General features: G+C 41.8%; 23 protein-coding genes and 1 pseudogene. 10 read left to right on the top strand and 14 right to left on the bottom strand.

Features of this window, described 5'->3' with window-relative positions:
• Nucleotides 1–59: 59 nt before the first annotated feature.
• From CLV57_RS16915 to CLV57_RS16905, 3 genes are read left to right on the top strand one after another with little or no spacing between them, the layout of a single operon-like run.
• Entirely contained in the window at nucleotides 60–269 is a 210-nt protein-coding gene (locus CLV57_RS16915) for a hypothetical protein (protein WP_100342556.1), read from the top strand.
• Complete coding sequence (locus CLV57_RS16910) at nucleotides 263–1168, top strand: ABC transporter ATP-binding protein (protein WP_100342555.1); 906 nt, start codon at nucleotides 263–265, stop codon at nucleotides 1166–1168. The genes CLV57_RS16915 and CLV57_RS16910 overlap by 7 nt, the downstream gene beginning before the upstream one ends.
• The gene (locus CLV57_RS16905; RefSeq protein WP_100342554.1) at nucleotides 1165–1965 is read left to right on the top strand and encodes an ABC transporter permease; all 801 of its coding nucleotides are present in this window, start codon (nucleotides 1165–1167) and stop codon (nucleotides 1963–1965) included. The genes CLV57_RS16910 and CLV57_RS16905 overlap by 4 nt, the downstream gene beginning before the upstream one ends.
• A gap of 169 nt (nucleotides 1966–2134) precedes the next feature.
• Here the strand turns inward: CLV57_RS16905 and CLV57_RS16900 are convergent.
• The 3 genes and pseudogenes from CLV57_RS16900 to CLV57_RS16890 form a co-directional block, all read right to left on the bottom strand.
• Nucleotides 2135–2965, bottom strand: a pseudogene (locus CLV57_RS16900) (DUF5700 domain-containing putative Zn-dependent protease); the annotation flags it as partial.
• Nucleotides 2953–3231, bottom strand: coding sequence for a hypothetical protein (locus tag CLV57_RS16895; protein ID WP_100342552.1), 279 nt, complete (start codon nucleotides 3229–3231; stop codon nucleotides 2953–2955). The pseudogene CLV57_RS16900 and the gene CLV57_RS16895, both read right to left, overlap by 13 nt.
• 101 nt (nucleotides 3232–3332) lie before the next feature.
• Nucleotides 3333–4676: a M20/M25/M40 family metallo-hydrolase gene (locus tag CLV57_RS16890; protein ID WP_100342551.1), complete on the bottom strand. Its 1344-nt coding sequence runs from the start codon at nucleotides 4674–4676 to the stop codon at nucleotides 3333–3335.
• 94 nt (nucleotides 4677–4770) lie between these two features.
• Here CLV57_RS16890 and CLV57_RS16885 point away from each other — a divergent pair, with 94 nt between their 5' ends.
• A complete protein-coding gene (locus tag CLV57_RS16885; RefSeq protein ID WP_100342550.1) occupies nucleotides 4771–6069 on the top strand; it encodes an MFS transporter in 1299 nt (432 codons plus the stop codon).
• 45 nt (nucleotides 6070–6114) lie between these two features.
• Here CLV57_RS16885 and CLV57_RS16880 read toward each other — a convergent pair whose 3' ends face one another.
• The 9 genes from CLV57_RS16880 to CLV57_RS16840 all read right to left on the bottom strand — a co-directional run bounded on the left by CLV57_RS16880 (nucleotide 6115) and on the right by CLV57_RS16840 (nucleotide 14746).
• A complete protein-coding gene (locus CLV57_RS16880; protein ID WP_100342549.1) occupies nucleotides 6115–7878 on the bottom strand; it encodes an ABC transporter ATP-binding protein in 1764 nt (587 codons plus the stop codon).
• 73 nt (nucleotides 7879–7951) lie between these two features.
• A complete protein-coding gene (gene frr / locus CLV57_RS16875) occupies nucleotides 7952–8515 on the bottom strand; it encodes a ribosome recycling factor (RefSeq protein WP_100342548.1) in 564 nt (187 codons plus the stop codon).
• A gap of 114 nt (nucleotides 8516–8629) precedes the next feature.
• Nucleotides 8630–9334: a UMP kinase gene (pyrH, locus tag CLV57_RS16870; protein ID WP_100342547.1), complete on the bottom strand. Its 705-nt coding sequence runs from the start codon at nucleotides 9332–9334 to the stop codon at nucleotides 8630–8632.
• Between the two features lie 204 nt (nucleotides 9335–9538).
• Nucleotides 9539–10390 carry a translation elongation factor Ts gene (gene tsf / locus CLV57_RS16865; RefSeq protein WP_100342546.1) on the bottom strand — a complete coding sequence of 284 codons (852 nt, stop codon included), beginning with the start codon at nucleotides 10388–10390 and terminating at the stop codon, nucleotides 9539–9541.
• 94 nt (nucleotides 10391–10484) lie between these two features.
• Nucleotides 10485–11330 (bottom strand): 30S ribosomal protein S2, encoded by an 846-nt coding sequence (gene rpsB, locus CLV57_RS16860; protein ID WP_100342545.1) that lies wholly within the window; start codon nucleotides 11328–11330, stop codon nucleotides 10485–10487.
• A 21-nt stretch (nucleotides 11331–11351) separates the two neighbouring features.
• Nucleotides 11352–11738, bottom strand: a complete 387-nt coding sequence (gene rpsI, locus CLV57_RS16855; RefSeq protein ID WP_100342544.1) for a 30S ribosomal protein S9 — start codon at nucleotides 11736–11738, stop codon at nucleotides 11352–11354.
• A 23-nt stretch (nucleotides 11739–11761) separates the two neighbouring features.
• On the bottom strand, nucleotides 11762–12199 hold the full coding sequence (gene rplM, locus CLV57_RS16850; RefSeq protein ID WP_100342543.1) for a 50S ribosomal protein L13: 438 nt from the start codon (nucleotides 12197–12199) through the stop codon (nucleotides 11762–11764).
• A gap of 190 nt (nucleotides 12200–12389) precedes the next feature.
• Entirely contained in the window at nucleotides 12390–13352 is a 963-nt protein-coding gene (locus CLV57_RS16845; protein ID WP_100342542.1) for an AAA family ATPase, read from the bottom strand.
• Nucleotides 13353–13369: 17 nt separating this feature from the next.
• The gene (locus tag CLV57_RS16840) at nucleotides 13370–14746 is read right to left on the bottom strand and encodes a peptidylprolyl isomerase (protein WP_100342541.1); all 1377 of its coding nucleotides are present in this window, start codon (nucleotides 14744–14746) and stop codon (nucleotides 13370–13372) included.
• A 165-nt stretch (nucleotides 14747–14911) separates the two neighbouring features.
• On the opposite strand from CLV57_RS16840, the gene CLV57_RS16835 reads away from it, so the two are divergent.
• Together CLV57_RS16835 and CLV57_RS16830 are read left to right on the top strand one after the other, a co-directional pair.
• Nucleotides 14912–15406: a hypothetical protein gene (locus CLV57_RS16835; RefSeq protein ID WP_100342540.1), complete on the top strand. Its 495-nt coding sequence runs from the start codon at nucleotides 14912–14914 to the stop codon at nucleotides 15404–15406.
• A gap of 2 nt (nucleotides 15407–15408) precedes the next feature.
• Nucleotides 15409–15990, top strand: a complete 582-nt coding sequence (locus tag CLV57_RS16830; protein WP_100342539.1) for a non-canonical purine NTP diphosphatase — start codon at nucleotides 15409–15411, stop codon at nucleotides 15988–15990.
• A gap of 143 nt (nucleotides 15991–16133) precedes the next feature.
• On the opposite strand, the gene CLV57_RS16825 is transcribed toward CLV57_RS16830, so the two are convergent.
• Both CLV57_RS16825 and CLV57_RS16820 read right to left on the bottom strand, forming a co-directional pair.
• Nucleotides 16134–16466: a hypothetical protein gene (locus tag CLV57_RS16825; RefSeq protein ID WP_100342538.1), complete on the bottom strand. Its 333-nt coding sequence runs from the start codon at nucleotides 16464–16466 to the stop codon at nucleotides 16134–16136.
• Nucleotides 16467–16511: 45 nt separating this feature from the next.
• A complete protein-coding gene (locus CLV57_RS16820; RefSeq protein ID WP_245857100.1) occupies nucleotides 16512–16805 on the bottom strand; it encodes a winged helix-turn-helix transcriptional regulator in 294 nt (97 codons plus the stop codon).
• 224 nt (nucleotides 16806–17029) lie between these two features.
• Here CLV57_RS16820 and CLV57_RS16815 point away from each other — a divergent pair, with 224 nt between their 5' ends.
• From CLV57_RS16815 to CLV57_RS16800, 4 genes are all read left to right on the top strand, one after another.
• Nucleotides 17030–17824 (top strand): SDR family oxidoreductase, encoded by a 795-nt coding sequence (locus CLV57_RS16815; RefSeq protein ID WP_211290087.1) that lies wholly within the window; start codon nucleotides 17030–17032, stop codon nucleotides 17822–17824.
• A gap of 20 nt (nucleotides 17825–17844) precedes the next feature.
• The gene (locus CLV57_RS16810; RefSeq protein WP_100342537.1) at nucleotides 17845–18168 is read left to right on the top strand and encodes a nuclear transport factor 2 family protein; all 324 of its coding nucleotides are present in this window, start codon (nucleotides 17845–17847) and stop codon (nucleotides 18166–18168) included.
• 143 nt (nucleotides 18169–18311) lie between these two features.
• Entirely contained in the window at nucleotides 18312–19955 is a 1644-nt protein-coding gene (locus tag CLV57_RS16805) for a sensor histidine kinase (protein WP_100342536.1), read from the top strand.
• A 4-nt stretch (nucleotides 19956–19959) separates the two neighbouring features.
• Complete coding sequence (locus CLV57_RS16800; protein ID WP_100342535.1) at nucleotides 19960–20712, top strand: LytR/AlgR family response regulator transcription factor; 753 nt, start codon at nucleotides 19960–19962, stop codon at nucleotides 20710–20712.
• The last annotated feature ends 217 nt before the right edge of the window (nucleotides 20713–20929 follow it).

The raw sequence follows: 20929 nt of genomic DNA, 5'->3' as shown, positions 1-20929 counted from the left end.
CTAAATGATTTCAGCAGGTTGATTTTTTGGTATTTCTTTGTATCATAAAATCAATCGCAATGAAAAAGTTAATCAACAACACCAATCCTTTTGTACTGTTACTGGCACCATTGGTTTTCGCCTTAATAATGGGTGTAAGCTACCAGTTTGAACAAAAAAAGCAAAATGACAGCCTTGCTGCTTCAGCAGTAAAAGCTACCTCATTGTTTGCAAAAGGTGTAGGTTTTATTAAAACTGTTGCATCGGTTAAAAAAGACAACGTATGGTAATTGAAACTACCGGCTTAACATTTAAGTTCGGCAGTCAAACCGTTGTCAACTCCTTATCTCTTCAAGTTCCGCAAGGAAGTATATATGGTTTTCTCGGGCCCAATGGCGCCGGGAAAACCACTACCATTAAAATTCTGCTTAATCTGCTTCAGCATCAGCAAGGAAACATCAAAATATTCGGGTTAGATTTTGCAACTAACCGCAATAAAATACTCTCGCAAATAGGCTCATTAATTGAGCAGCCTGCCATTTACGCGCATTTAACCGGCAGAGAGAACTTAATTAACCGCGCACTGCTTCTACAAGTTAATAAAAGTAAAGTTGACCAGATATTGGAGCTGGTTCAGCTTACCCATGCCGCTAACAAAAAGGCAGGCAATTATTCATTAGGTATGAAGCAACGTTTGGGTATTGGTCTGGCACTGCTGGCCGACCCCAAACTGCTTATTTTAGACGAACCCACCAACGGCTTGGACCCCAACGGTATTATTGAAATACGCGAACTGCTAAAACGTCTTACCAGAGAGCAGGGCACAACAGTTTTTATATCCAGCCACTTATTGGCCGAGGTGGAGCGCATGGCTACCCATGTAGGCATAATTAACAAAGGTGAGATGTTGTTTCAGGGCGAGATAAGATCGCTTGAAACCCTGAGCCAACCCATGCTGCGTATTGAGACCAATAACACGGTTGACGCCGCTAACCTGCTTACCCGCAATGGCTGCCTGGTGCAGGAGGTGAATGATGATCACTTAACCATAGCCTTTACATCCAAAGAAGATGCAGGCGAGGTAAATGCCCTGCTTAACAGCAATAATATTTTGGTTTACAGTATTTACAAGGTGCAAAAAGACCTGGAAAATTTATTTTTAAGCATCACACAAAATCAGGCAGTATGAAAGGATTTATATTATCGCTACGGTCTGAGTTTTACAAAAGCCGCAAAACCTTAGGTTTTTGGGCCGCTATATTATTACCCTTTGCGCTCATCCTTATCACAGCTATTGGTTACTATGTAAAAAGTAACGAGTTAAAGGGCGTGCCGGGCATGATATCGTGGATGCGTTTAGCAGGCGGTACCATTAGCGTGATGGGCATTTTGTTGTTGCCCATGTTTGTGATATTTATTGCGTACTCCGTAAATAATATTGAACATAAAGCCGATACCTGGAAAACCTTGTTCAGTTTACCTATTGGTAAATGGGCAGTATACTCCGCGAAGTTTTTTTATGGCTTAAATCTTGTTTTTATCAGCATGATGCTGTTTGTGGTATTTACCGTCACTTTTGGCAATTTGCTGGGTTTAATAGTGCCCGAGCTTAAATTTACCGAATACCACATGGAATGGGTGCTGTTCCAGATCTACTTTAAATTTTTCCTTTCAGCATTAGGCATACTGTCAGTCCAGTTTTTATTCAGCCTGATATGGAGCGACTTTTTAAAGCCGATGGGCCTTGGCTTTTTATTGTTTGTTACTTCGGTTATAGCTGTACAAAAAAAATGGGACTATGCTTATACGCTGCCTTATGCGCACCCTTTACTGGCGTATGAAAGCATGTTTCCGCGCAGATCTAACCTACCGCCAAATCAAATTGTGGTAGACGTTTTTACGCAGGATGTATACATCAGTTTAGCCATATCTGCCGTGGTTTTTATAGCGGGCTTTTATATTGTGCAGAAACGGAGTGTGAAGTAGGTTGGGCAGTAGTCATTAGTCATTAGTAGATTGGCTAATCGGCCTCATCCTCCCATACGCTTATGTTGTTGGTCATAAGACACAACAACGGCGATGGTCCGAACACCAACAAGGGCGCAGGGATGGTCAATTGTCATTAGGTGGTTTGATTATGTGATAGATATATAATTTAGCTCAACCTTTTTTTACCATTTTTCCAGTATTTCTTTTGTAATTGTTTAATGTAATCTATAGTAGTGTCAGAGAATACAGGTGGGTGCAGTTTATCTCTTTTAGCAGATGCATTATACAGAATTATAAATTGGAACGGGTTCTGAATATGCTTGATAAGTTCTTTTCGATACCCATTCCTTACAATAATATCAGCCATGTAATATCCGGGATTATGACCACTGCTATAATTCATTAAATTTCGAAACTGTTTTACAGTTGGATATTTCTGCCCTTTGGTTCCGGCCATTTCCTGAATTGCAGTATCAATCACCCTGATTATGCTGTCGGGCTTAGTTAGCAGGAGTTCATCAAAATGATATTCATATACAACGTCATCCGCTTTTTCAAAAGAATATTTTTTGTCTATCATATCTGCACTACCCTCATTTAATATTGTTTGGAGCAGATAAAAAATGCCTTCTTCAGATGGTTCAACCTTAAAGTCAATTGGTTTTCTTAGCACGTGGTGCATTTCATGCGCGCCCAGAATACCGTATTTTAATTTATCCTGATTGTATACGCTCCACAGTGTAAATACTATGCGGCCTTGATCTACCAGTGCGTCGTTATCAATTGCTACTATAAATATTTGTGTATTCGGGCTTTTGGTATGAAGTTTCTTTGGCAGCCATTCCCACGCTTTCAAATAAATACTATCCATGTAAGCAGGCTCTTCTAAATGACTAACATATTTCTTTAGCACATCTTCATTTGCCTTATATTGATTGATCTTGTAAGCCATCCAGTTATTTAGCTTATCATCCATCATCTTCTTTAACTTCTCCTTGTTTTTGGGGTTATAAACGTACTGTAGTGTTTTTCTATAATTATCAAGAAAGCTTTCAGAGAAATCTGATTTTTTACATAGATCTTATTTCCTTCAAGATTTAAAAAGGCTTTCCAATCATCTCGGGAAAGTGTGTCTCCTTGTTTTAATCTATCTACAATTTTCCAATAAGCGTTTACAGATTCTATATTGACAGTTTGAGCTTTGATTGCATTTGTGAAAAGGAAACAAATAGCAATTAACAGGGGAGAGGCTAATTTGAACATGTTAATTTTAAGAGATTTTTATCAGCAAAAATATATAAGGCTTTGTGATGTTAAAGATGATTAATAAAGTTTGTTAGTGACCAGTGACCAATGCCCAATGACTACCTAACCGGCTTCGGAAACACCGTCAAACTTTCATGCCCTTCGGCGTCAACTGATTGTACGGCGAAGAAATAATTATCTTTTGAGTAGTTTAATGTAGCCGTCGTACCGGTAACGTAGAGCTTTTTCTCCCAATACGGACTAATGGTTTCGCGCATTAAAATGTAATAGCCTGCCGGAGCTTTTCCTGTATTTGGCGCTTCCCACTTCAGGGTAGTTTTATTGGTAAGTCCGGATGTAGTTACGCCCACATTAACAGGGGCCGCCGGAGCCGTGGCAAGATTAGCCAATACCGACAAATTCATGCGGGCCACCTTTTGCATGTATTCAAAATCAGCAAATTGGATAAGATCGCCATATTGCATGCCTTTCTCCGTGCGCAGGTCCTGGTGCTGATGGGTAAAATCCTCATTCATTTCTGTGAGTCGTACCGCCGTAAATCCCTGCTGCTGAAACGATGTTTGATCACCGCCACGCAAAAACCTGTCGCGACGATAAATTAACTTCACATCCAGTTGGTCAACATAACGTTCAGCCACTTCTTTAACATAGCGGGCCAATTGCCGCGACGGACTATCGTTTTCGCCTCCATTATTGATCAAGCTGTTAACGTTGGCATTTATCGTAGGGATGCCCTCGCTAAAAACCCTTACATGAATATTGTCTTTCAAATCGTTATCCTGTCCGTGTGTATTGCCAACTATATCGTTATTCAGCATAGCATCAATATTAAGATTCTTTTCTTTGGCGAGTTTTGCAAAATTAGCCGAGCCATTTAGTCCCTGCTCTTCGCCTGCTACTGCTAAAAATATGATAGTAGCCGGGAACGAACGTGAAGCCATTACCCGGCAAAGCTCCATTGAAACGGCCGTGCCCGATGCATCATCTACCGCGCCCGGCGCGGCATCTTTAATATTCATTACATCCGTAACACGCGAATCATAATGGCCGGATATAACATAAACACGCGTGTCGGTAGGGTCAGTGCCCTTTAGCGTAGCTACTATGTTTTTTAAAACGGTGGGTTTGTTAAAGCGCCCGCCTACCGGCTGTGTAAACGTATCAAACTCTACTTTCATACGCCCGTTAGCTGCTTTAGCATACTTTTCCATTTCGGCTTTTATCCAGTTTCGGGCCGCTCCAATGCCTTCGGTAGCGCTTGTGGTATCACTTAAGGTATGGCGTGTTTTAAAGCCCACCAGCTTTTTAACAATAGCCTCAATATTTTGTACCGATACCTCATCGAGCATTTGTTTAATGCCGGCATCTTGTTTAATTATGGTTTGGGAGAAGGCAGTCGCTGACAATAACAGCGCGAAGAGTAGCGTTTGCAGGGATTTCATTTGTAGGGATCAGTTAATGTGTTCAATATCGCTAATTATATTTTAATTATTAACAAAATTGGATGCCTGCCATGACGTAGATTTGCATTGTTTTATGGCAGACACCGCTCAACCACTCCCTCAGAAAAAAGACCCATTCGCGGCCTTGCGTTATAAAGATTTTCGCTCGTACCTGGGCATGCGTTTCTTATTTACGTTTGCCTACCAGATGCAGGCCGTTATATTGGGCTTTTACGTTTACCATTTAACCAAAAGTGCTTTTGCTTTAGGTTTGATAGGTTTAAGCGAGGCCATACCCGCCATTGGCTTTGGTTTGTATGGCGGTTACGTGGCCGATAAATCGGAGAAAAAGAAAATGCTGCTATTGATCTTTTTCTTGGTGTTCTTTACCTCAGCCGTAATTTTTTTGGTTACGCTTAAAGATGTTACCGCAGTGTTGCATCAGGATATAGTGGTGCGAATTATTTACGCCATGATATTTTGTAACGGGGTGGCACGGGCATTTTACGGTCCGGCTGCCTTTTCCGTTTTGGCGCACAGTGTGCCCAAGGACTTATATCCCAACTCAAGCACCTGGAACAGTTCGGGTTTTCAGATCGCATCCATCGTTGGTCCGGCAACCGGCGGTTTGGTTTATGGCTTTTATGGGATAACGGTAACGTACATTATTATTCTGGCGTTTTTGCTAACCGCGTTGATCTGTGTATTCCTGCTTAAAAAATATCCGCCTGTTTATGTACCGAAGGAGAGCCTGGGGAAAAGCCTGAAAGAAGGCTTAAGCTTTGTTTTCAATAACAAAATGATGATCAGCGCCATGAGCCTTGACCTGTTTTCTGTTTTCTTTGGCGGGGCAGTGGCGTTGTTGCCGGTGTTTGCTAACGAGATATTAAAAGTAGGGGCAGAGGGGTTAGGTATTATGCGGGCCACTTCATCAACAGGCGCTGTGCTGGTGATGCTGGCCATGGCGCGCATATCTCCAATGGGTAAACCATGGCGCAATTTACTGATTGCGGTTGCAGGCTTTGGCCTCTCAATAGTTGGCTTTGCGCTGTCGCGGAACTTTTATTTGTCGCTGTTTTTCCTCTTTACCGAGGGTGGGTTTGACAGTATCAGTGTTTTAATACGCGGAACCATTATGCAAATGCTCACCCCCGACCATATGCGTGGGCGGGTATCAGCCGTAAATCAAATGTTTATTGGTTCGTCTAACGAGATTGGGGCCTTTGAATCAGGCACCGCAGCCAAGCTCATGGGAACAGTACCTTCAGTTATCTTCGGCGGTAGTATGACGTTGCTGATCGTGACCATCACTTATTTTAAAACCAAGCGATTGGTGCCGTTATCATTAAGCGAGATACACACGCCCAGGCACCACGATCCGCCTTTAGCGTGATTGTCACCAAAAGCAAGCAGTGTCTCACGTAAAATTGTAACACTTTTACTCGTCTGCTGTGATCTTCTCACCTATCTGCTGACGCCACATAGCATAGTAAAGTCCCTTTTGTAGCAACAATTCCGTATGCCCGCCCGATTCAATTATACGGCCTTTTTCCAGCACGTATATCCTGTCGGCATGCATAATGGTTGACAGGCGGTGGGCTATCAATATGGTGATGTGATCTTTCAGTACAGATACATCCTTAATGGTTTCGGTAATTTCTTCTTCAGTCAGCGAGTCCAGCGATGAGGTGGCCTCATCAAACACCAGTAAATCCGGCCTGCGCAGCAAGGCACGTGCAATAGATAAACGCTGCTTCTCACCACCAGATACCTTCACACCGCCTTCACCAATAACGGTATCCAAGCCGTTGGTAGCCCGGGCAAGTAAGCTCTGGCAGGCGGCACGGTGTAAAACGTTCATACACTCCTCATCTGTAGCGCCCGGACGAACAAACTGCAGGTTCTCCCGTATGGTACCCGAGAACAGTTGGGTATCCTGGGTTACAAAGCCAATGCGTTCACGCAGTTGGTCAAGGTCGAGTTCCTTGCTTAAAACACCGTTGTAGAGAATATCACCCTCCAGCGGCTGATACAAACCAACCAGTAACTTAACCAAAGTTGTTTTACCCGAACCTGATGGCCCCACAAAAGCAATGGTTTCGCCGGTATTGGTTTCAAAGCTAATGTGGTTAAGCGCGTTGCGGTTAGCGGTTAAGTGCTTAAAGCTTACGTTGTCAAACGTTAGTTTTTTTACTTTCTCTAACAACACAGGCTTCTCAGGTTTTTTGTCAATAGGCGTATTGATGATACCCTCAAAGTTAGCCAACGATACCTGCGCCTCGCGCCATGATTGTATTACATTACCCAACTCCTGCAATGGGTTGAACAGGAAGAAGGAGTAGAATAAAAACTTCAGGTAATCTCCCGCAGTAAGCTCGTTCTTGAAGATCAATACCAACAAAACCAGCACCATTGCACTCCTTACAAAGTTTACTGTAGTGCCCTGTATAAAGCTCATGCTGCGCACAAACTTTACTTTCTTAAGTTCAAGGTCGAGTATTTTATAGGTGGTTTTGTTGAGGCGCTCAATTTCCTGTTTAGCCAGGCCCAAACTTTTAACCAACTCAATGTTTCTTAATGATTCAGTAGTAGAACCGGCCAGGGAAGTGGTTTCGGCAACAATTTTTTTCTGTATGGCTTTAATGCGCTTGCTTAGGGCCATACTAACCAGCATGATGATAGGGATGGCACAAAAATACACTAACGTTACCTGGTAGTTTACTTTAAGGGAATAAATGATAACAAAGATCATCCCTACCAAACTAACAAACAACACGCTGATAAACGACGTGATGAACTTCTCACTGTCTGTGCGTACCTTTTGTAAGATGCCTAACGTTTCGCCGCTGCGCTGGTCCTCAAAAACCTGGTAAGGTAGCTCAAGCGAATGCTTTAAGCCATCGGCGTACATCTCGGCACCTGTTTTTTGAACAATGATATTGGTAAAGTAGTCTTGAAAGTTTTTTGCAATACGCGATACCATTGCCGCGCCAATAGCCAAACCTATAAGGCCCATTGCACCCCATAAGCGCTCCTCATAAGTAAGTTGAACACCGTTTTTTGGTACAATAATGTATTTGTCCATTATAGTCCCTGTGATCATGGGGTCAATAAGGGAAAAACCAATGTTTAAACCGGCAAGAACAAGTGCCAGTACAACTGTCCATTTATGTTTTTTGAGATAGGATAAGAGTATATTCATAATACGTGTGCAAACATAAAAAAAGGGAATGGCTAAGTAGCTCATTCCCGTTTAATTTGACAATGGGGTTAAATTACACCGTCATTATATCTTTCTCTTTGGCATCAGCCAGTTGGTCAACTTTAACTATGTATGAGTCGGTTAGTTTCTGAACTTCAGCTTCGCCGGTTTTTATCTCATCTTCAGATACACCTTCAGATTTCAATTTCTTAATTTTCTCATTAGCATCTTTACGGATGTTACGCACAGCAACTTTGCCGGTCTCTGCCTCTGCTTTGGCTTTCTTTACCAGATCACGACGGCGCTCTTCAGTAAGCGGCGGTACATTGATGCGGATAATTACACCATCGTTTTGCGGGTTAACGCCCAGATTAGCTTCTTTAATAGCTTTTTCAATTGGGTTTAACAATGATTTTTCCCATGGTTGAATAACAATGGTACGTGCATCAGGCGTGTTAACGCTGCCAACCTGACTTAATGGGGTAGGAGTACCGTAGTATTCTACAACAATGTCGTCCAACATTGACGGACTTGCCTTACCGGCACGTATTTTATTTAATTCGCTATCAGTGTGCGCTATGGCCTTATCCATTGCTGCCTTAGCGTCGCTTATCTGCTTTTTAATGAGTTCGCTCATTGCTTATTTTTTGAAAATTTTGTCAAAAATAGGGATTAGAGACAAGAACTAAGAAATAAGAGTTAAGATTTCCTAACTCGCCTTTGTTCTTGTTTCGTAATTCTTAGATCTTATCTATTTTACCAGCGTTCCAATAGGCTCACCATTAGCTATCTTCATAAAGTTGCCTTCTTTGTTCATATCAAAAACTATAATAGGCAATTTGTTTTCCTGGCAAAGGGTTATGGCGGTCATGTCCATTACGTTAAGCCCCTTGTCATAAACTTCCTGGAATGATATTTCGTCAAAACGGGTAGCGGTTGGATCTTTCTCAGGGTCGGCAGTGTAAATGCCATCAACACGCGTTCCTTTTAACACAACATCTGCTTTTATTTCAATAGCACGTAAAGACGCAGCAGTATCAGTAGTAAAATAAGGGTTACCCGTACCGGCGCCAAATATCACTATCTTGCCTAACTCCAGATGGCGCATAGCACGACGGCGGATATATGGCTCGCAGATCTGCTCCATTTTAATGGCCGATTGCAAACGGGTTTCAACACCTACGGTTTCGAGGGCATTTTGCAGCGCCATACAGTTAATAACGGTGGCCAGCATTCCCATATAATCGGCTTGAGCGCGCTCCATGCCTGATTTTTCAGCACTCAGGCCCCTGAATATATTACCGCCTCCTACTACAACTGCTATTTCTATTCCTTGTTCGTGAACGTTTTTAATGTCTTGAGCGTATTGCAGTACCTGCTTGTTGTCAATACCGTACTGACGGTCGCCCATTAATGATTCTCCGCTTAGTTTTAGTAGGATTCTTTTATATTTCATAAGGATGTTGTGGGTTTACCAAAAATATAGAATAAATATTACTGTTAAAATTTTATGTGGTATTTGTTAACACCATCATAAAAGTAGAGCCGCAATATCGTGCGTCTCAGATGTTGTGAAGTAAAGCGCAGAATGCAGCGTCTCTACATTCAATTTTTTTAGGCAAAAAAAATCCCCCTCGTGTAAACGAGGGGGATAATAGTATTAAGCTCCTAAAGCTACTCGCTTAAAGGCGGTTACCGTTAAACCTTTATCAACACCGCTCAAAAACTGAGCAACATTTTTTGATGAGTCTTTAACAAACTCCTGGTTTAACAAAGTAGAGTCTTTGTAGAATTTATTTAATTTACCGGCAGCAATTTTCTCAACCATTTCTTCTGGTTTGCCTTCTGCACGGATCTGATCTTTAGCAATTTCAAGCTCGCGCTCAATAGTTGAAGCGTCAACACCGTCTTTGTCAATTGCTACAGGGTTCATAGCAGCAATTTGCATAGCTACGTCTTTACCTGCTTCGTCAGCACCGGCTACGTTAGCGCTTAGGCCAACTAATACGCCTAAACGGAAATTACCGTGAATGTAAGCAACAACTTTTTCGCCTTCAACAACTTCGTATTTTGATACGCCAATTTTTTCGCCAATCTTACCTGTTTTTTCAACTGCAGCTTCAGCAATGCTAACGCGTGAGTTCTCAACATCAATTGACAGTTGGTTCAGCTCTTCTAATGATTGTGGGTTTTGCTCAACAGCTTCGTTAGCAATTGCGTTAGCAAAAGCAATAAACTCAGCGTTTTTAGCAACAAAGTCTGTTTCGCAGTTCAGCTCAATAATAACACCGCGTTTACCATCAGCAGAAGAACGTGCAATAACAACACCTTCGTTTGATTCACGGTCCTGACGGCTGGCAGCTACTTTAGCACCTTTTTTTCTTAAATAATCAATGGCTGCTTCAAAGTCGCCGTTAGTTTCGGTCAAAGCTTTTTTGCAATCCATCATACCGGCACCGGTTTGCTGGCGTAATTTATTTACATCAGCGGCAGATATTTGTACTGTAGACATTTTATTATGTGTTTAAACCCCCAAACCCCCTAAAGGGGGCTTGAAAGTGTATGTTTATTAATTTTTATTTACTCCCCCTCCAGGGGACGGGGGCTTATTCTTCAGAACCTTCAGCAGCAGGAGCGTCGTCCTCTACGGCAGCAGCAGCTTCAACCGGAGCTTTGCGGGCTCTTTTGCCTTCAGCTGTTTCAGGAGCGTCAGCTTTCGCTTTAGCCTGAGCAGCTTCTTTCTCTGCTTCGTCATCTTTCTCGCGTTTACGCTCTTCCAGGCCTTCTTCAATAGCTTTGATGATAATGCCGGTGATCAATGAAATTGATTTTGTAGCGTCATCGTTAGCAGGGATAGGGAAGTCAATGTTTGAAGGATCAGAGTTAGTATCAACCATTGCGAAGGTTGGGATATTTAACTTCAATGCTTCAGAAACTGCGATATGTTCTTTTTTAACGTCGATCAGGAATAACGCAGCCGGTAAACGGTTCAGGTCAGCAATACCACCTAATAAAGTTTCCAGTTTAATACGCTCACGCTGAATCATCAGTCTTTCTTTTTTAGAAAGATTGCTGTAAGTACCGTCTTTAGTCAATTTGTCAATGTTTGACATTTTTTTGATTGACTTACGTACGGTAGCAAAGTTAGTTAACATACCACCTAACCAACGTTCGGTAATGAAAGGCATGTTTACGCTTTTTGCGTGTTCGGCAACAATATCCTTAGCTTGCTTTTTTGTAGCTACGAATAATACCTTGCGGCCTGATTTTACAATTTGTTTTATAGCGGCTGCAGCTTCTTCAACTTTAGCCAAAGTTTTATTTAAATCGATAATGTGGATACCGTTGCGCTCCATGAAAATGTACTGAGACATTTTCGGATCCCATTTGCGGGTAAGGTGACCAAAGTGTACACCTGCTTCCAGTAACTCGTCGTATGTTGTTCTTGCCATTGTTTTACTCTCCTTAATAGATTAACGTTTACTGAATTGGAATCTCTTACGTGCTTTGCGGCGACCTGGTTTTTTACGCTCAACCATACGGTTATCACGTGTCATTAAACCTTTAGCGCGCAATGCCGGTTTCTTATCAGCATCAAGTTCAACAATAGCTTTAGCAATAGCTAAACGAACGGCTTCTGCCTGTCCTTTAACACCACCACCTGCAACGTTTACTTTAACATCATACTGACCTGCAACACCTGCAACTTCAGTTGATTGAGTAACTACGTACTGTAATGGTAATGTTGGGAAATACTCTTTGTAATCTTTACCGTTAACGGTAATAGCACCGCTACCTTCGCTAAGGTAGATACGTGCAACGGCTGTTTTTCTTCTGCCAGAAGTGTTTGTTGTTGGCATTTTCTTTTTTCCTTAGTTAATGATTAAATAGCTTTTGGGTTTTGTGCAGCATGAGGATGCTCAGCACCTGCATATACATGCAAATTGCCGAATAATGCTTTGCCCAAACGACTTTTAGGTAACATACCACGTACGGCTTTTTCAATTACGCGTGTTGGATGTTTAGCCATTAACTCCTTAGGAGAAATGAAACGCTGACCGCCCGGATAACCGGTGTATGAAACATATTGCTTGTCGCTAAATTTGTTTCCGGTAAGCTTTACCTTGTCTGCATTGATAACAATAACGTTATCACCGCAGTCTACGTTTGGGGTAAATTCAGGCTTGTTTTTTCCACGAATGATCATTGCGATCTTTGTAGACAAGCGCCCCAAGATCTCGCCCTCAGCGTCAACAACAACCCATTGTTTGTTAACGGTTTTTTTGTTGGCAGAGACAGTTTTGTAACTTAACGTATTCACTTGCTTTAAATTAATTTAATAAAACGTTTATTTAACCCCGCTTTTTCGGGACTGCAAAGATACGCTTAATTGTTTTATTTGCAAGGGGGTAGGGAGGAATAATTTTAATACAGGAGATTACTGAAATAAAAAAGCGTCTAAAGATGTGTTATCAGTTAGACGCCCCGTAAATTTAAATTGTTTTCTATTTTTAAAACAATTGCGCGATGATATCATCTGTGGTCAGCCCTTCAGCCTCAGCATGGTAGCTACGCACAATACGATGACCTAAAATTGGTTTGGCAACTGCCTGTACATCTTCAATATCAGGTGAGTATTTACCGCTGATAACAGCATGGCACTTAGCGCCTAATATTAAATACTGTGAAGCACGCGGGCCAGCACCCCAGTTTAATAAGCGCTGTACGTTCGGTGCCGCAAACTCGCCGCCGGGACGGGTTTTAGCTACCAACTTAACAGCATACTCCAATACATTATCGGCAACCGGGATGTTGCGTACCAGGTTCTGGAAATAGATGATTTGCTCTGCATTGAGATGCTTGGTAACTTCCTGCTTATGCGTACTGGTTGTATTGCGCACCACCTGAACTTCCTCTGCAAACGAAGGGTAGTTAAGCGATACCTTAAACATAAAACGGTCTAACTGAGCCTCCGGTAGGGGGTAGGTGCCTTCCTGTTCAATTGGGTTTTGGGTAGCCAACACAAAGAAAGGCTGCGCCAGTTTATGCGTAACACCTGCTGCTGTTACTGCTTTTTCCTGCATGGCTTCTAACAAAGCAGCCTGCGTTTTAGGCGGTGTACGGTTGATCTCGTCAGCCAGAATAATGTTTGAAAAAACCGGCCCCGGGATGAATTTGAAGTTACGGTCCTCACCCAATATCTCCGCACCGATGATGTCTGATGGCATCAGATCCGGCGTAAACTGTATCCGGTTAAACTCCAGGTCAAGTACCTGCGATACGGTTTGTACCAGCAGCGTTTTAGCCAAACCCGGTACACCAACCAACAAGCAGTGTCCATTACTAAAAACAGAGATAAGGATGAACTTAACCACCTCATCCTGTCCAACTATCACCTTACCAATTTCTGTTCGTATTTGCTGGTACGCTTGTTTTAGGGCATCGGCGGCCTCTACGTCAGATCGGTGTTGCATAGTTGAAGGTTTTAGTTTTATTTGATGGATGCGGTTACAGTTGACCAGCCTTGCAGTTCAGGACATTGCTGGTAATCTTTATCTATTTTAATATAGTTTTCTTTTCTTTTTTTCTCGAACCACTCGCTCATGGCACGGTTCATTTTATTAGCAGTAGTAAGTGACTTTAGCTTAGGAAAGTCCTGCTCCAAATTAGCTTTATGCGCATCCGTAACAGATTTCAGATAATACAAACGGTAAGTTACTTTGCCCGACTGCTGGTCTTTGTATACTTGCGGTTTAGATACCTGTCCAACTTTCATGGTGTCAATAACAACAGCTATCTGCGGATCAAGAACATTGGTAGGAATAAAAGTTGTACGTGTGTCAACGTTAGCTGGATTTAATAACATACCGCCATTGAATTTACTTTCCTTGTCGTCAGAAAATACGCTTGCCGCGCTTGAAAAGAAGTCGCCTTTGCCTTTATTTTCTTGAAGTATGTTGTAGATCGAATCTGCCTTTGCTTCAGCGCGTTTAACGCTTTCGTCGGTAATTTTTGGGGTGATTAAAATATGGCGTGTGTGTACGTTTTCACCACGGCGTTCAATCACCTGTAAAAAGTGAAATCCAAAGTCGCTTTCAAAAACCGGAGATATCTCGCCTGTTTTTAATTTAAATGCCCATGCGGTAAATTCCTTTACATAGCTCTGTCTGTCACCAAAGCCAAGGTCACCACCCTCACGCGCCGAACCCGGATCCATGGAATAAAATCTTGCTAAAACGCCAAAGTCTTCGCCTTTTTTAACCCTGTCAAGTAAGTCCTGCGCTTTTTTACGTGCATCCTCTTTTTCTTCCTTGGTTAACTTAGGTTCAAAAACTATCTGTCCAACTTCTACCTCTTTGTTAAAAGTTGGTAGGCTGTCTTTAGGTATGGCGTCAAAAAATTTCTTAACGTCTTGCGGAGTAGTGTTTAGCTTCTCGGTAATCTTAGCGCGCATACGCTCGGCCAGCATGGCTTCTCTAATGTCGCCACGCATCTCGTCTTTATACTGAACTAATGATTTGTTCAGGAATTTTTCCAGGTTTGCTTCACCGCCGGCCTGCTGAATGCTGCGGCGCATACGGCGATCTATCTCAGAATCAACCTCATCTGATTTTACTTCAATACTATCTATTACCGCTTGATGGTTAAGTAGCTTTTGCGAAATGATCTGTTGTAAAATATTGCATTTTACCGCCTGGTTTGGCGGATTACCCTGTGACAGGTATAGCGAATACTGAAGGTCAAGGTCTGACTTCAATATAATATTGCTTCCCACAACGGCCACTATTTTATCCAACACCTGCTTTTGCGCGTTGGCGGCTGCGGTAAACAAAACCAAACTTATTACTACTAATGCAAACTTTCTCATGTAAAATTATTATGTACTTACTCAACAAACGCCAAATTAAGGCAATTCTTATCCATTATAAATCACCCCATAAGGGAGCGCAAAGATAACGCAGATTTACAATTGTGCGAATATGCCGATAAACCTTCAAACAGTTTAACTATTTTTGGTTAAAATTTGTTAAACGTGAGAGTAGAACATCCGGCTGCGTTTCGGTTCATAATAAACGAAGATATCTATTTGCTGCCCGATGATAAAGAGCAGCAAAGTAAAAAAGTTGTTAAGGTTGCTGAACCTGCGCCGATTAGCTTCAATTACCTCGGCAATAACCAAAAGAAATTTTTGATACTCACCCATTACCCTGATATGGAAGCTATAGATGTTACACATTTAACCGCATTGGAGGCTATATTGGAGCGTAAAGGCTATCAACAGGATGATGTTGCCATACTCAATATTGCACGTAATGCTGCGGGAATGGAAGAGATCATTTCTTATTTTAGTCCCGAGCGATTGCTGATATTAGGACCTAAGGCCATTCCCGCCGGTATGGCGGAACCGCAGTTGAACACACTTATTACAACTACACCCTATCGAACGCTGTATAGCTTCTGCTTTTACGATATGATGGATAATAAAGCCAATAAGCTCACCTTTTGGGAACAAATGAAAAACTTATAGCCATGCAGCAATTAGTATTTGCTACCAACAATGCTCACAAACTTACCGAAGTGCAGGCTGCTGTTGCCGGTAAAATAAAGCTATTGAGCCTGAACGACATTAATTGTAATGACGATATACCCGAAACCGGCACTACCTTTATAGCCAATGCATCTATAAAGAGCCGTTATATATATAACAAATTTGCTTTGAACTGCTTCGGCGATGACAGCGGACTGGAGATTGAGGCTCTGAACGGCGAACCCGGTGTCTACTCTGCACGCTACGCCGGTAAGCACGGCAATCACGCTGCAAACAATGCCAGGGTACTGCAAAATTTGCAGGGAGTTGCCAACCGCAAAGCCTGGTTTATAACCGTTATTTCATTAATATGGAACGGTGAGGAACACTTTTTTGAAGGCACTGTTGAAGGCACCATTCGTGAGGAACTTTCGGGGAGTGAAGGGTTTGGGTACGACCCTATTTTTCAGCCGGACGGTTATGATATTACCTTTGCCGAAATGACGCTGGAACAAAAGAATGTCATAAGTCACCGGGGGAGGGCGGTGGCTAAACTCGTTGATTTCCTGATGGCTAACGCGTAGGGCGGTTTACGTGCCGGTTCATCGTCTCACTGAATATATGAGACGATGTGAAACGATATTTTTATCAATATATTGATTATTAATGCTTTGCGTGTTTTGAGTGAAACGAAAATGAAACGGGTGAACCGATTTTTTTGCAAAAATCAATTATTTTTTCTTTCCGCTATTGATCGCAAAACGCTGTAAACTGCTATCAATACAACAAAGCCTAATGCCAGGTAACTTAAGCCGTTGGCAAAATTCAATGTCCAGCCTAATCCATCCTGTCGTGTAATAAAAACGTGCTCGTCCAAGGGGTTGTAATAAATGAAACCTGCTATGTAGTGGTTTTCGGCAGGGCTTAAATATCCGGTGTTGTACAACGCTTTTATTGAGCAGGCTACTGTTGCAATAATGGCAATTGCTATAATGTACCACCTAAGTTTTTTTAGCCCCAAAGGTTTTGTTGGCGTGCTTATTTCGTTATTATTTTTCATGGCGCGAAAAAAGAAATTTTATCAGCACGGCGCATTTTTTGAACTTTACCTTATAGCAGCTATCTTAAGTACCCGCTCTTCAGGCTTATCTGGCAGCCCGTTCTGCTTTAAAATAACCCTGCGCAGCCGCTCCTGATGCTCATCGCCCCAAAGACCGATAGATTGGATCAAAGGGATCAATGTTTTTCCAAAATCAGTAAGATTGTATTCAACCTTTGGTGGCATAACCGGATAGATAGTCCTGCTGATCAGTTCATGATCTTCCAACTCCTTTAGCTGAACATTAAGCACGCGCCTGGTGGCATCAGGTATCTTGCGTTGTAATTCGCTCGGCCGCAAGTGGCCTTGATGAATGAACCACAGAATGCGGATCTTCCATTTGCCATACCTACCAGGTCAAGTCCGCAATTAAGAGATGGGGCAATCTTTTTTACATACATCAATACAAATATACAGTGAATTGATCTGGTGAGCAATACGGATAAATTTGTCCCTATTTGAATCGTAAGTCCGTAATTGTATGGATGCGGAGTACTGCGGAGATTTGCACAAAACAAAAAGATATGACACAGCAAATCAATTACAGTAACGAGTTAAATGGTAAAATAGCCTTAGTAACAGGTGGTACCAAAGGCGCAGGCCAAGCTATTGCAGAACGCCTGTTGGCGGCTGGTGCAACCGTTATAATTACGGCAAGAAACGCACCCGAAAACGAAAACAGCGGAATGCATTTTATTGCTGCCGATCTGAGCAAGGCAGAAGATACCCAAAAAGCGATCAGCGAGGTGCTGTCAACTTATGACAGGCTTGATATTTTGGTCAACAATTTGGGCGCTTCATCAACACCGGCCGGTGGTTTTGCAGCATTAAACGATCAAGACTGGATCTCGACCCTGCAAGCTAATTTACTGGCCCCTGTAAGACTTGACAGAGGTTTTTTACCTCAAATGATCGATCGAAAAAGTGGCGTTATCATTCACATTGCTTCCATCCAGGGCAAATTGCCGCTATATGATTCTACGTTGCCGTACGCAGCTTCAAAGGCAGCATTGATCAATTACAGTAAAAGTTTATCTAATGAAGTTACGCCTAAAGGTGTGCGCGTACTCACTGTTTCGCCGGGATGGATAAATACATCCGCATCAATAGCCTGGCTGGGCGAGATAGCAAGAAATGCGAATAGCACTGTAGAAGAAGCGCAGCAAAGCGTGATGGATGCATTGGGCGGAATACCCTATGGCAGGCCAGCCGAGCCGGAAGAAGTAGCCGAACTGGTTGGCTTTTTGGTATCACCAAGAGCCAATTACTTAACGGGAACAAATTTCGTTATTGACGGAGGAACAGTGCCAACAGTTTAAAAATCAAACAAGCAAATATTATGGAATTACCACAATTAGTTGCGCGTTTTTTAGAGACGCAGAATACTTACAACAGCGAGGCATACACAGCCTGCTTCACCGGGAACGCCATCGTTCATGACGAAGGCAAGACCCATACCGGCAGAGAAGAGATCCGCCAATGGATAGAAGATGCCAATGAAAAATATAAATCTGTAATGAAGCCGCTTGCGTATGAAGAGTCCGGCTCAAAGGGAGTATTAACAGCAGAGGTATCGGGTACATTTCCGGGCAGCCCGATAGTGCTGAAGTTTCATATGGGATTAAAGGATGGCCTTATCGACTCGTTAAGGGTGACAGGATAAGCTTTTTCATAATGTTGTTTTCTCAAAATTTGCAATTCAAGCCCAATCTGCACTTTTGTTGGCCGGTTGTTGCTACATTCAACTTCTGTATTTTTAGCTTAAGTTATTTGCCGCAAGTTTGATGAAAATTAAACAAATAGAAAATGAAAAAACTACTAAACCTTATCACATTTTTATTATTGACATGCGCAGGCTTCGCTCAGGAAAAACGACCATTGAAAGATCCGGACGGCAATTTAAATAACTACAAAGTAAGCTCCTTAAGCTCTAAGATACCTGTTTTTCTAAAACCCGATGAACAAACCAGATCAATAAGTCCGTTTAATTATATCCCCAATGATCCGCTGGGAAACGCAGTTATTCTGGAAGGAGCCAAAACAGCTACGGTTACTGCCTTAATTCATGAAGACAGTTTAACATATTACCGTTACGCTATACTGGAAGACGACAGCATTGCAATTGTTTCAAACCGCCCTTTAACAAAAATTGATTTTGTTTGGAACGAGAGAAGTGCCCATCCGGGTTACTTTACCATGAATTTAGGCATTGGCAATATCTCAAATAAAAAAATAACCCTCAAAATATACAGTTTGCTAAACGAGGCTATGGTAACTACGGTTATTATTTACAATAAGCCCTTAAAGCCTGCGCAATTAAGCGGTATAAGTCTGGTTACACTTAATCAGGATAAAAAAGTAACTTATAATGGTTTGGTATACAATAAGTTTAAGAGTAGTTTAATTAAAAATGGAGCGGAGGTAACAGAGAGCGATCAAAATACAGGACTTGCAATAGCTAAGAAAAAAACAGATCTGGATTTTATATATCATCTTTACGTGGTTCATAGTGACGAAACCGGACAGCGCATAATGTTACAGACCAATAACTGGGCATACAACAACGATTATGAAGGAACTCCTGGATATTATATAGACTACAATTATTTTAAACAGCCAGGAAATTACGAGGTAGTGATAGCGCCGGGTAAATTGTCGGCCGCTCAATTGAAGGATAGTAAGCTTGCTGCCGGTAGGTTTTCATTTAAAGTTTTACCTGCACCCAAAACCTATTCGGGCAGAGAAGTGGCGATGTTTGTATTTGCAGTAATAACAGTAAGTATTTTAATAATAATAGCAAGTATTTTATTTATACGCAGAAAAAACCAAGCGCGTTTGCAAGTGGCAGCTTTGCAAACCGAAGTGGCAAAAAGCGAATTGAATATGGTGCGTTCAAACTTAAATCCGCATTTTGTTTTTAATGCTTTAAGCGGTATTCAAACGCTTATTAATAAAAACGATGTTGAACGTGCCAATAACTACCTTAGTAAGTTTGCCGGCCTTTCCAGGCATATGTTAAATGATAATGCTTTGATAAGTATAAGGGAGGAGATGAACTTGTTAAATGATTATCTGGCCATGGAGCAGTTGCGGTTTCCGTTTCAATATAGTATTGATGCCGACGATGACGTGAACGATAATATTGAGATACCCGTAATGCTGATACAGCCTTTTGTTGAAAATGCCGTAAAACATGGAGTGATGCCAATAGGTAGCAAAGGCGATATTAAAATATATTTTAGCAGGCATGGAAAAGACCTAAAGATAATAGTTACCGATAACGGAAAGGGATTTGATGTAAATAGCAATTACGACGGCTTAGGTTTGAAACTGAGCCGGAAAAGGATAGATCTGTTGAATAAAACTTATACAGAATGCCCTATTAAGCTCAACATAAGTTCTACAGGAAATCAAACATCGGTTGTAATACTTTTAACGCAATGGTTGTAACGCTATGAAAGCTTTGATTATTGATGACGAAGTGCATAATATTGACAATCTGCAAATATTGTTATCCCAATATTGTCCGGATGTGGAAATTGCAGGCACGGCAACAGCTATTGAAAAGGCTGTTGCCCTTGTTGATGCCTGTACACCCGATATAGTTTTTTTAGATATACAGTTGGGCGGGTCAACAGGCTTTGACTTTTTGAAGTTGCTGCCAAAAAAAGAGTTTGAGGTGATCTTTATTACCGCGTATGATAAATACGGACTTGATGCCATAAAATTTGCGGCTATTGATTATTTGCTGAAACCGGTTGCAATTGCTGATCTGATAATTGCGGTTAATAAGGCAAGAGAGAAGCTTAAGCTTAAAGAGAAAAGCAAGCAGCTTGATTTTTTGCTGAGCCATGTACGTAATTCGGGGCAGGAACTGCCACGCATAGCACTCCCGCAACTGCACGAGATACGTTATGTGCTGGTGAATGAGATTGTTAGGTGCGAAGCTGACAACTCGTACACTTTTTTTTATCTTACTAACCGTGAACGCATATTAGTTTCAAGGTCAATAAAAGAATATACCGATCTGTTAAGGTCTTCTGGCTTTATCCGTACGCATCAGAGCCACCTCATCAATTCTATACACATTAAAAGCTGGGTGAAGGAGGATGGCGGTTTACTGGTTTTAACTAATGGCGATAAAATTCCGGTTTCGAAACCTAACCGAGATGCGGTTAAATCTAGTTTGAACAGATCTTTAAGGTAGTTCAATAACTTGTTGATGATAACACCAGTCGGGGCGAGACATATTATCAATTAGCTGATTAACCTCAAATAGTAGTTGTGATTATATGAGAACAAATCAGGGAAATCGCTTTAAAAATACGGTCGCTTTAAATTTGGCTGAAGCCGTTATTTACTGGTATATATACCGTTGGCTAAAGCCAAACGGCAATGAATGTTGCCTTTTTTTGTTCATTGCA

It is taken from the genome of Mucilaginibacter auburnensis, assembly GCF_002797815.1.
In the GTDB taxonomy this organism is placed as follows: Bacteria; Bacteroidota; Bacteroidia; order Sphingobacteriales; family Sphingobacteriaceae; genus Mucilaginibacter; species Mucilaginibacter auburnensis.
Note: the sequence above shows the minus strand (reverse complement) of the source record. Positions and strands in the feature narration are given on the sequence as shown.

What these genes read in the sequence shown, in the direction of transcription:
- tsf (WP_100342546.1), bottom strand. Translation starts at nt 10,390, where the DNA reads ATGTCTACAGTACAAATATCTGCCGCTGATGTAAATAAATTACGCCAG.
- CLV57_RS16890 (WP_100342551.1), bottom strand. Translation starts at nt 4,676, where the DNA reads ATGAAATCCCTGCAAACGCTACTCTTCGCGCTGTTATTGTCAGCGACT.
- CLV57_RS16895 (WP_100342552.1), bottom strand. Translation starts at nt 3,231, where the DNA reads ATGTTCAAATTAGCCTCTCCCCTGTTAATTGCTATTTGTTTCCTTTTC.
- CLV57_RS16810 (WP_100342537.1), top strand. Translation starts at nt 17,845, where the DNA reads ATGGAATTACCACAATTAGTTGCGCGTTTTTTAGAGACGCAGAATACT.
- CLV57_RS16815 (WP_211290087.1), top strand. Translation starts at nt 17,030, where the DNA reads ATGACACAGCAAATCAATTACAGTAACGAGTTAAATGGTAAAATAGCC.
- CLV57_RS16800 (WP_100342535.1), top strand. Translation starts at nt 19,960, where the DNA reads ATGAAAGCTTTGATTATTGATGACGAAGTGCATAATATTGACAATCTG.
- CLV57_RS16825 (WP_100342538.1), bottom strand. Translation starts at nt 16,466, where the DNA reads ATGAAAAATAATAACGAAATAAGCACGCCAACAAAACCTTTGGGGCTA.
- CLV57_RS16805 (WP_100342536.1), top strand. Translation starts at nt 18,312, where the DNA reads ATGAAAAAACTACTAAACCTTATCACATTTTTATTATTGACATGCGCA.
- CLV57_RS16905 (WP_100342554.1), top strand. Translation starts at nt 1,165, where the DNA reads ATGAAAGGATTTATATTATCGCTACGGTCTGAGTTTTACAAAAGCCGC.
- CLV57_RS16885 (WP_100342550.1), top strand. Translation starts at nt 4,771, where the DNA reads ATGGCAGACACCGCTCAACCACTCCCTCAGAAAAAAGACCCATTCGCG.
- frr (WP_100342548.1), bottom strand. Translation starts at nt 8,515, where the DNA reads ATGAGCGAACTCATTAAAAAGCAGATAAGCGACGCTAAGGCAGCAATG.
- rpsI (WP_100342544.1), bottom strand. Translation starts at nt 11,738, where the DNA reads ATGCCAACAACAAACACTTCTGGCAGAAGAAAAACAGCCGTTGCACGT.
- CLV57_RS16910 (WP_100342555.1), top strand. Translation starts at nt 263, where the DNA reads ATGGTAATTGAAACTACCGGCTTAACATTTAAGTTCGGCAGTCAAACC.
- CLV57_RS16880 (WP_100342549.1), bottom strand. Translation starts at nt 7,878, where the DNA reads ATGAATATACTCTTATCCTATCTCAAAAAACATAAATGGACAGTTGTA.
- CLV57_RS16915 (WP_100342556.1), top strand. Translation starts at nt 60, where the DNA reads ATGAAAAAGTTAATCAACAACACCAATCCTTTTGTACTGTTACTGGCA.
- pyrH (WP_100342547.1), bottom strand. Translation starts at nt 9,334, where the DNA reads ATGAAATATAAAAGAATCCTACTAAAACTAAGCGGAGAATCATTAATG.
- CLV57_RS16845 (WP_100342542.1), bottom strand. Translation starts at nt 13,352, where the DNA reads ATGCAACACCGATCTGACGTAGAGGCCGCCGATGCCCTAAAACAAGCG.
- CLV57_RS16840 (WP_100342541.1), bottom strand. Translation starts at nt 14,746, where the DNA reads ATGAGAAAGTTTGCATTAGTAGTAATAAGTTTGGTTTTGTTTACCGCA.
- rpsB (WP_100342545.1), bottom strand. Translation starts at nt 11,330, where the DNA reads ATGGCAAGAACAACATACGACGAGTTACTGGAAGCAGGTGTACACTTT.
- CLV57_RS16830 (WP_100342539.1), top strand. Translation starts at nt 15,409, where the DNA reads ATGCAGCAATTAGTATTTGCTACCAACAATGCTCACAAACTTACCGAA.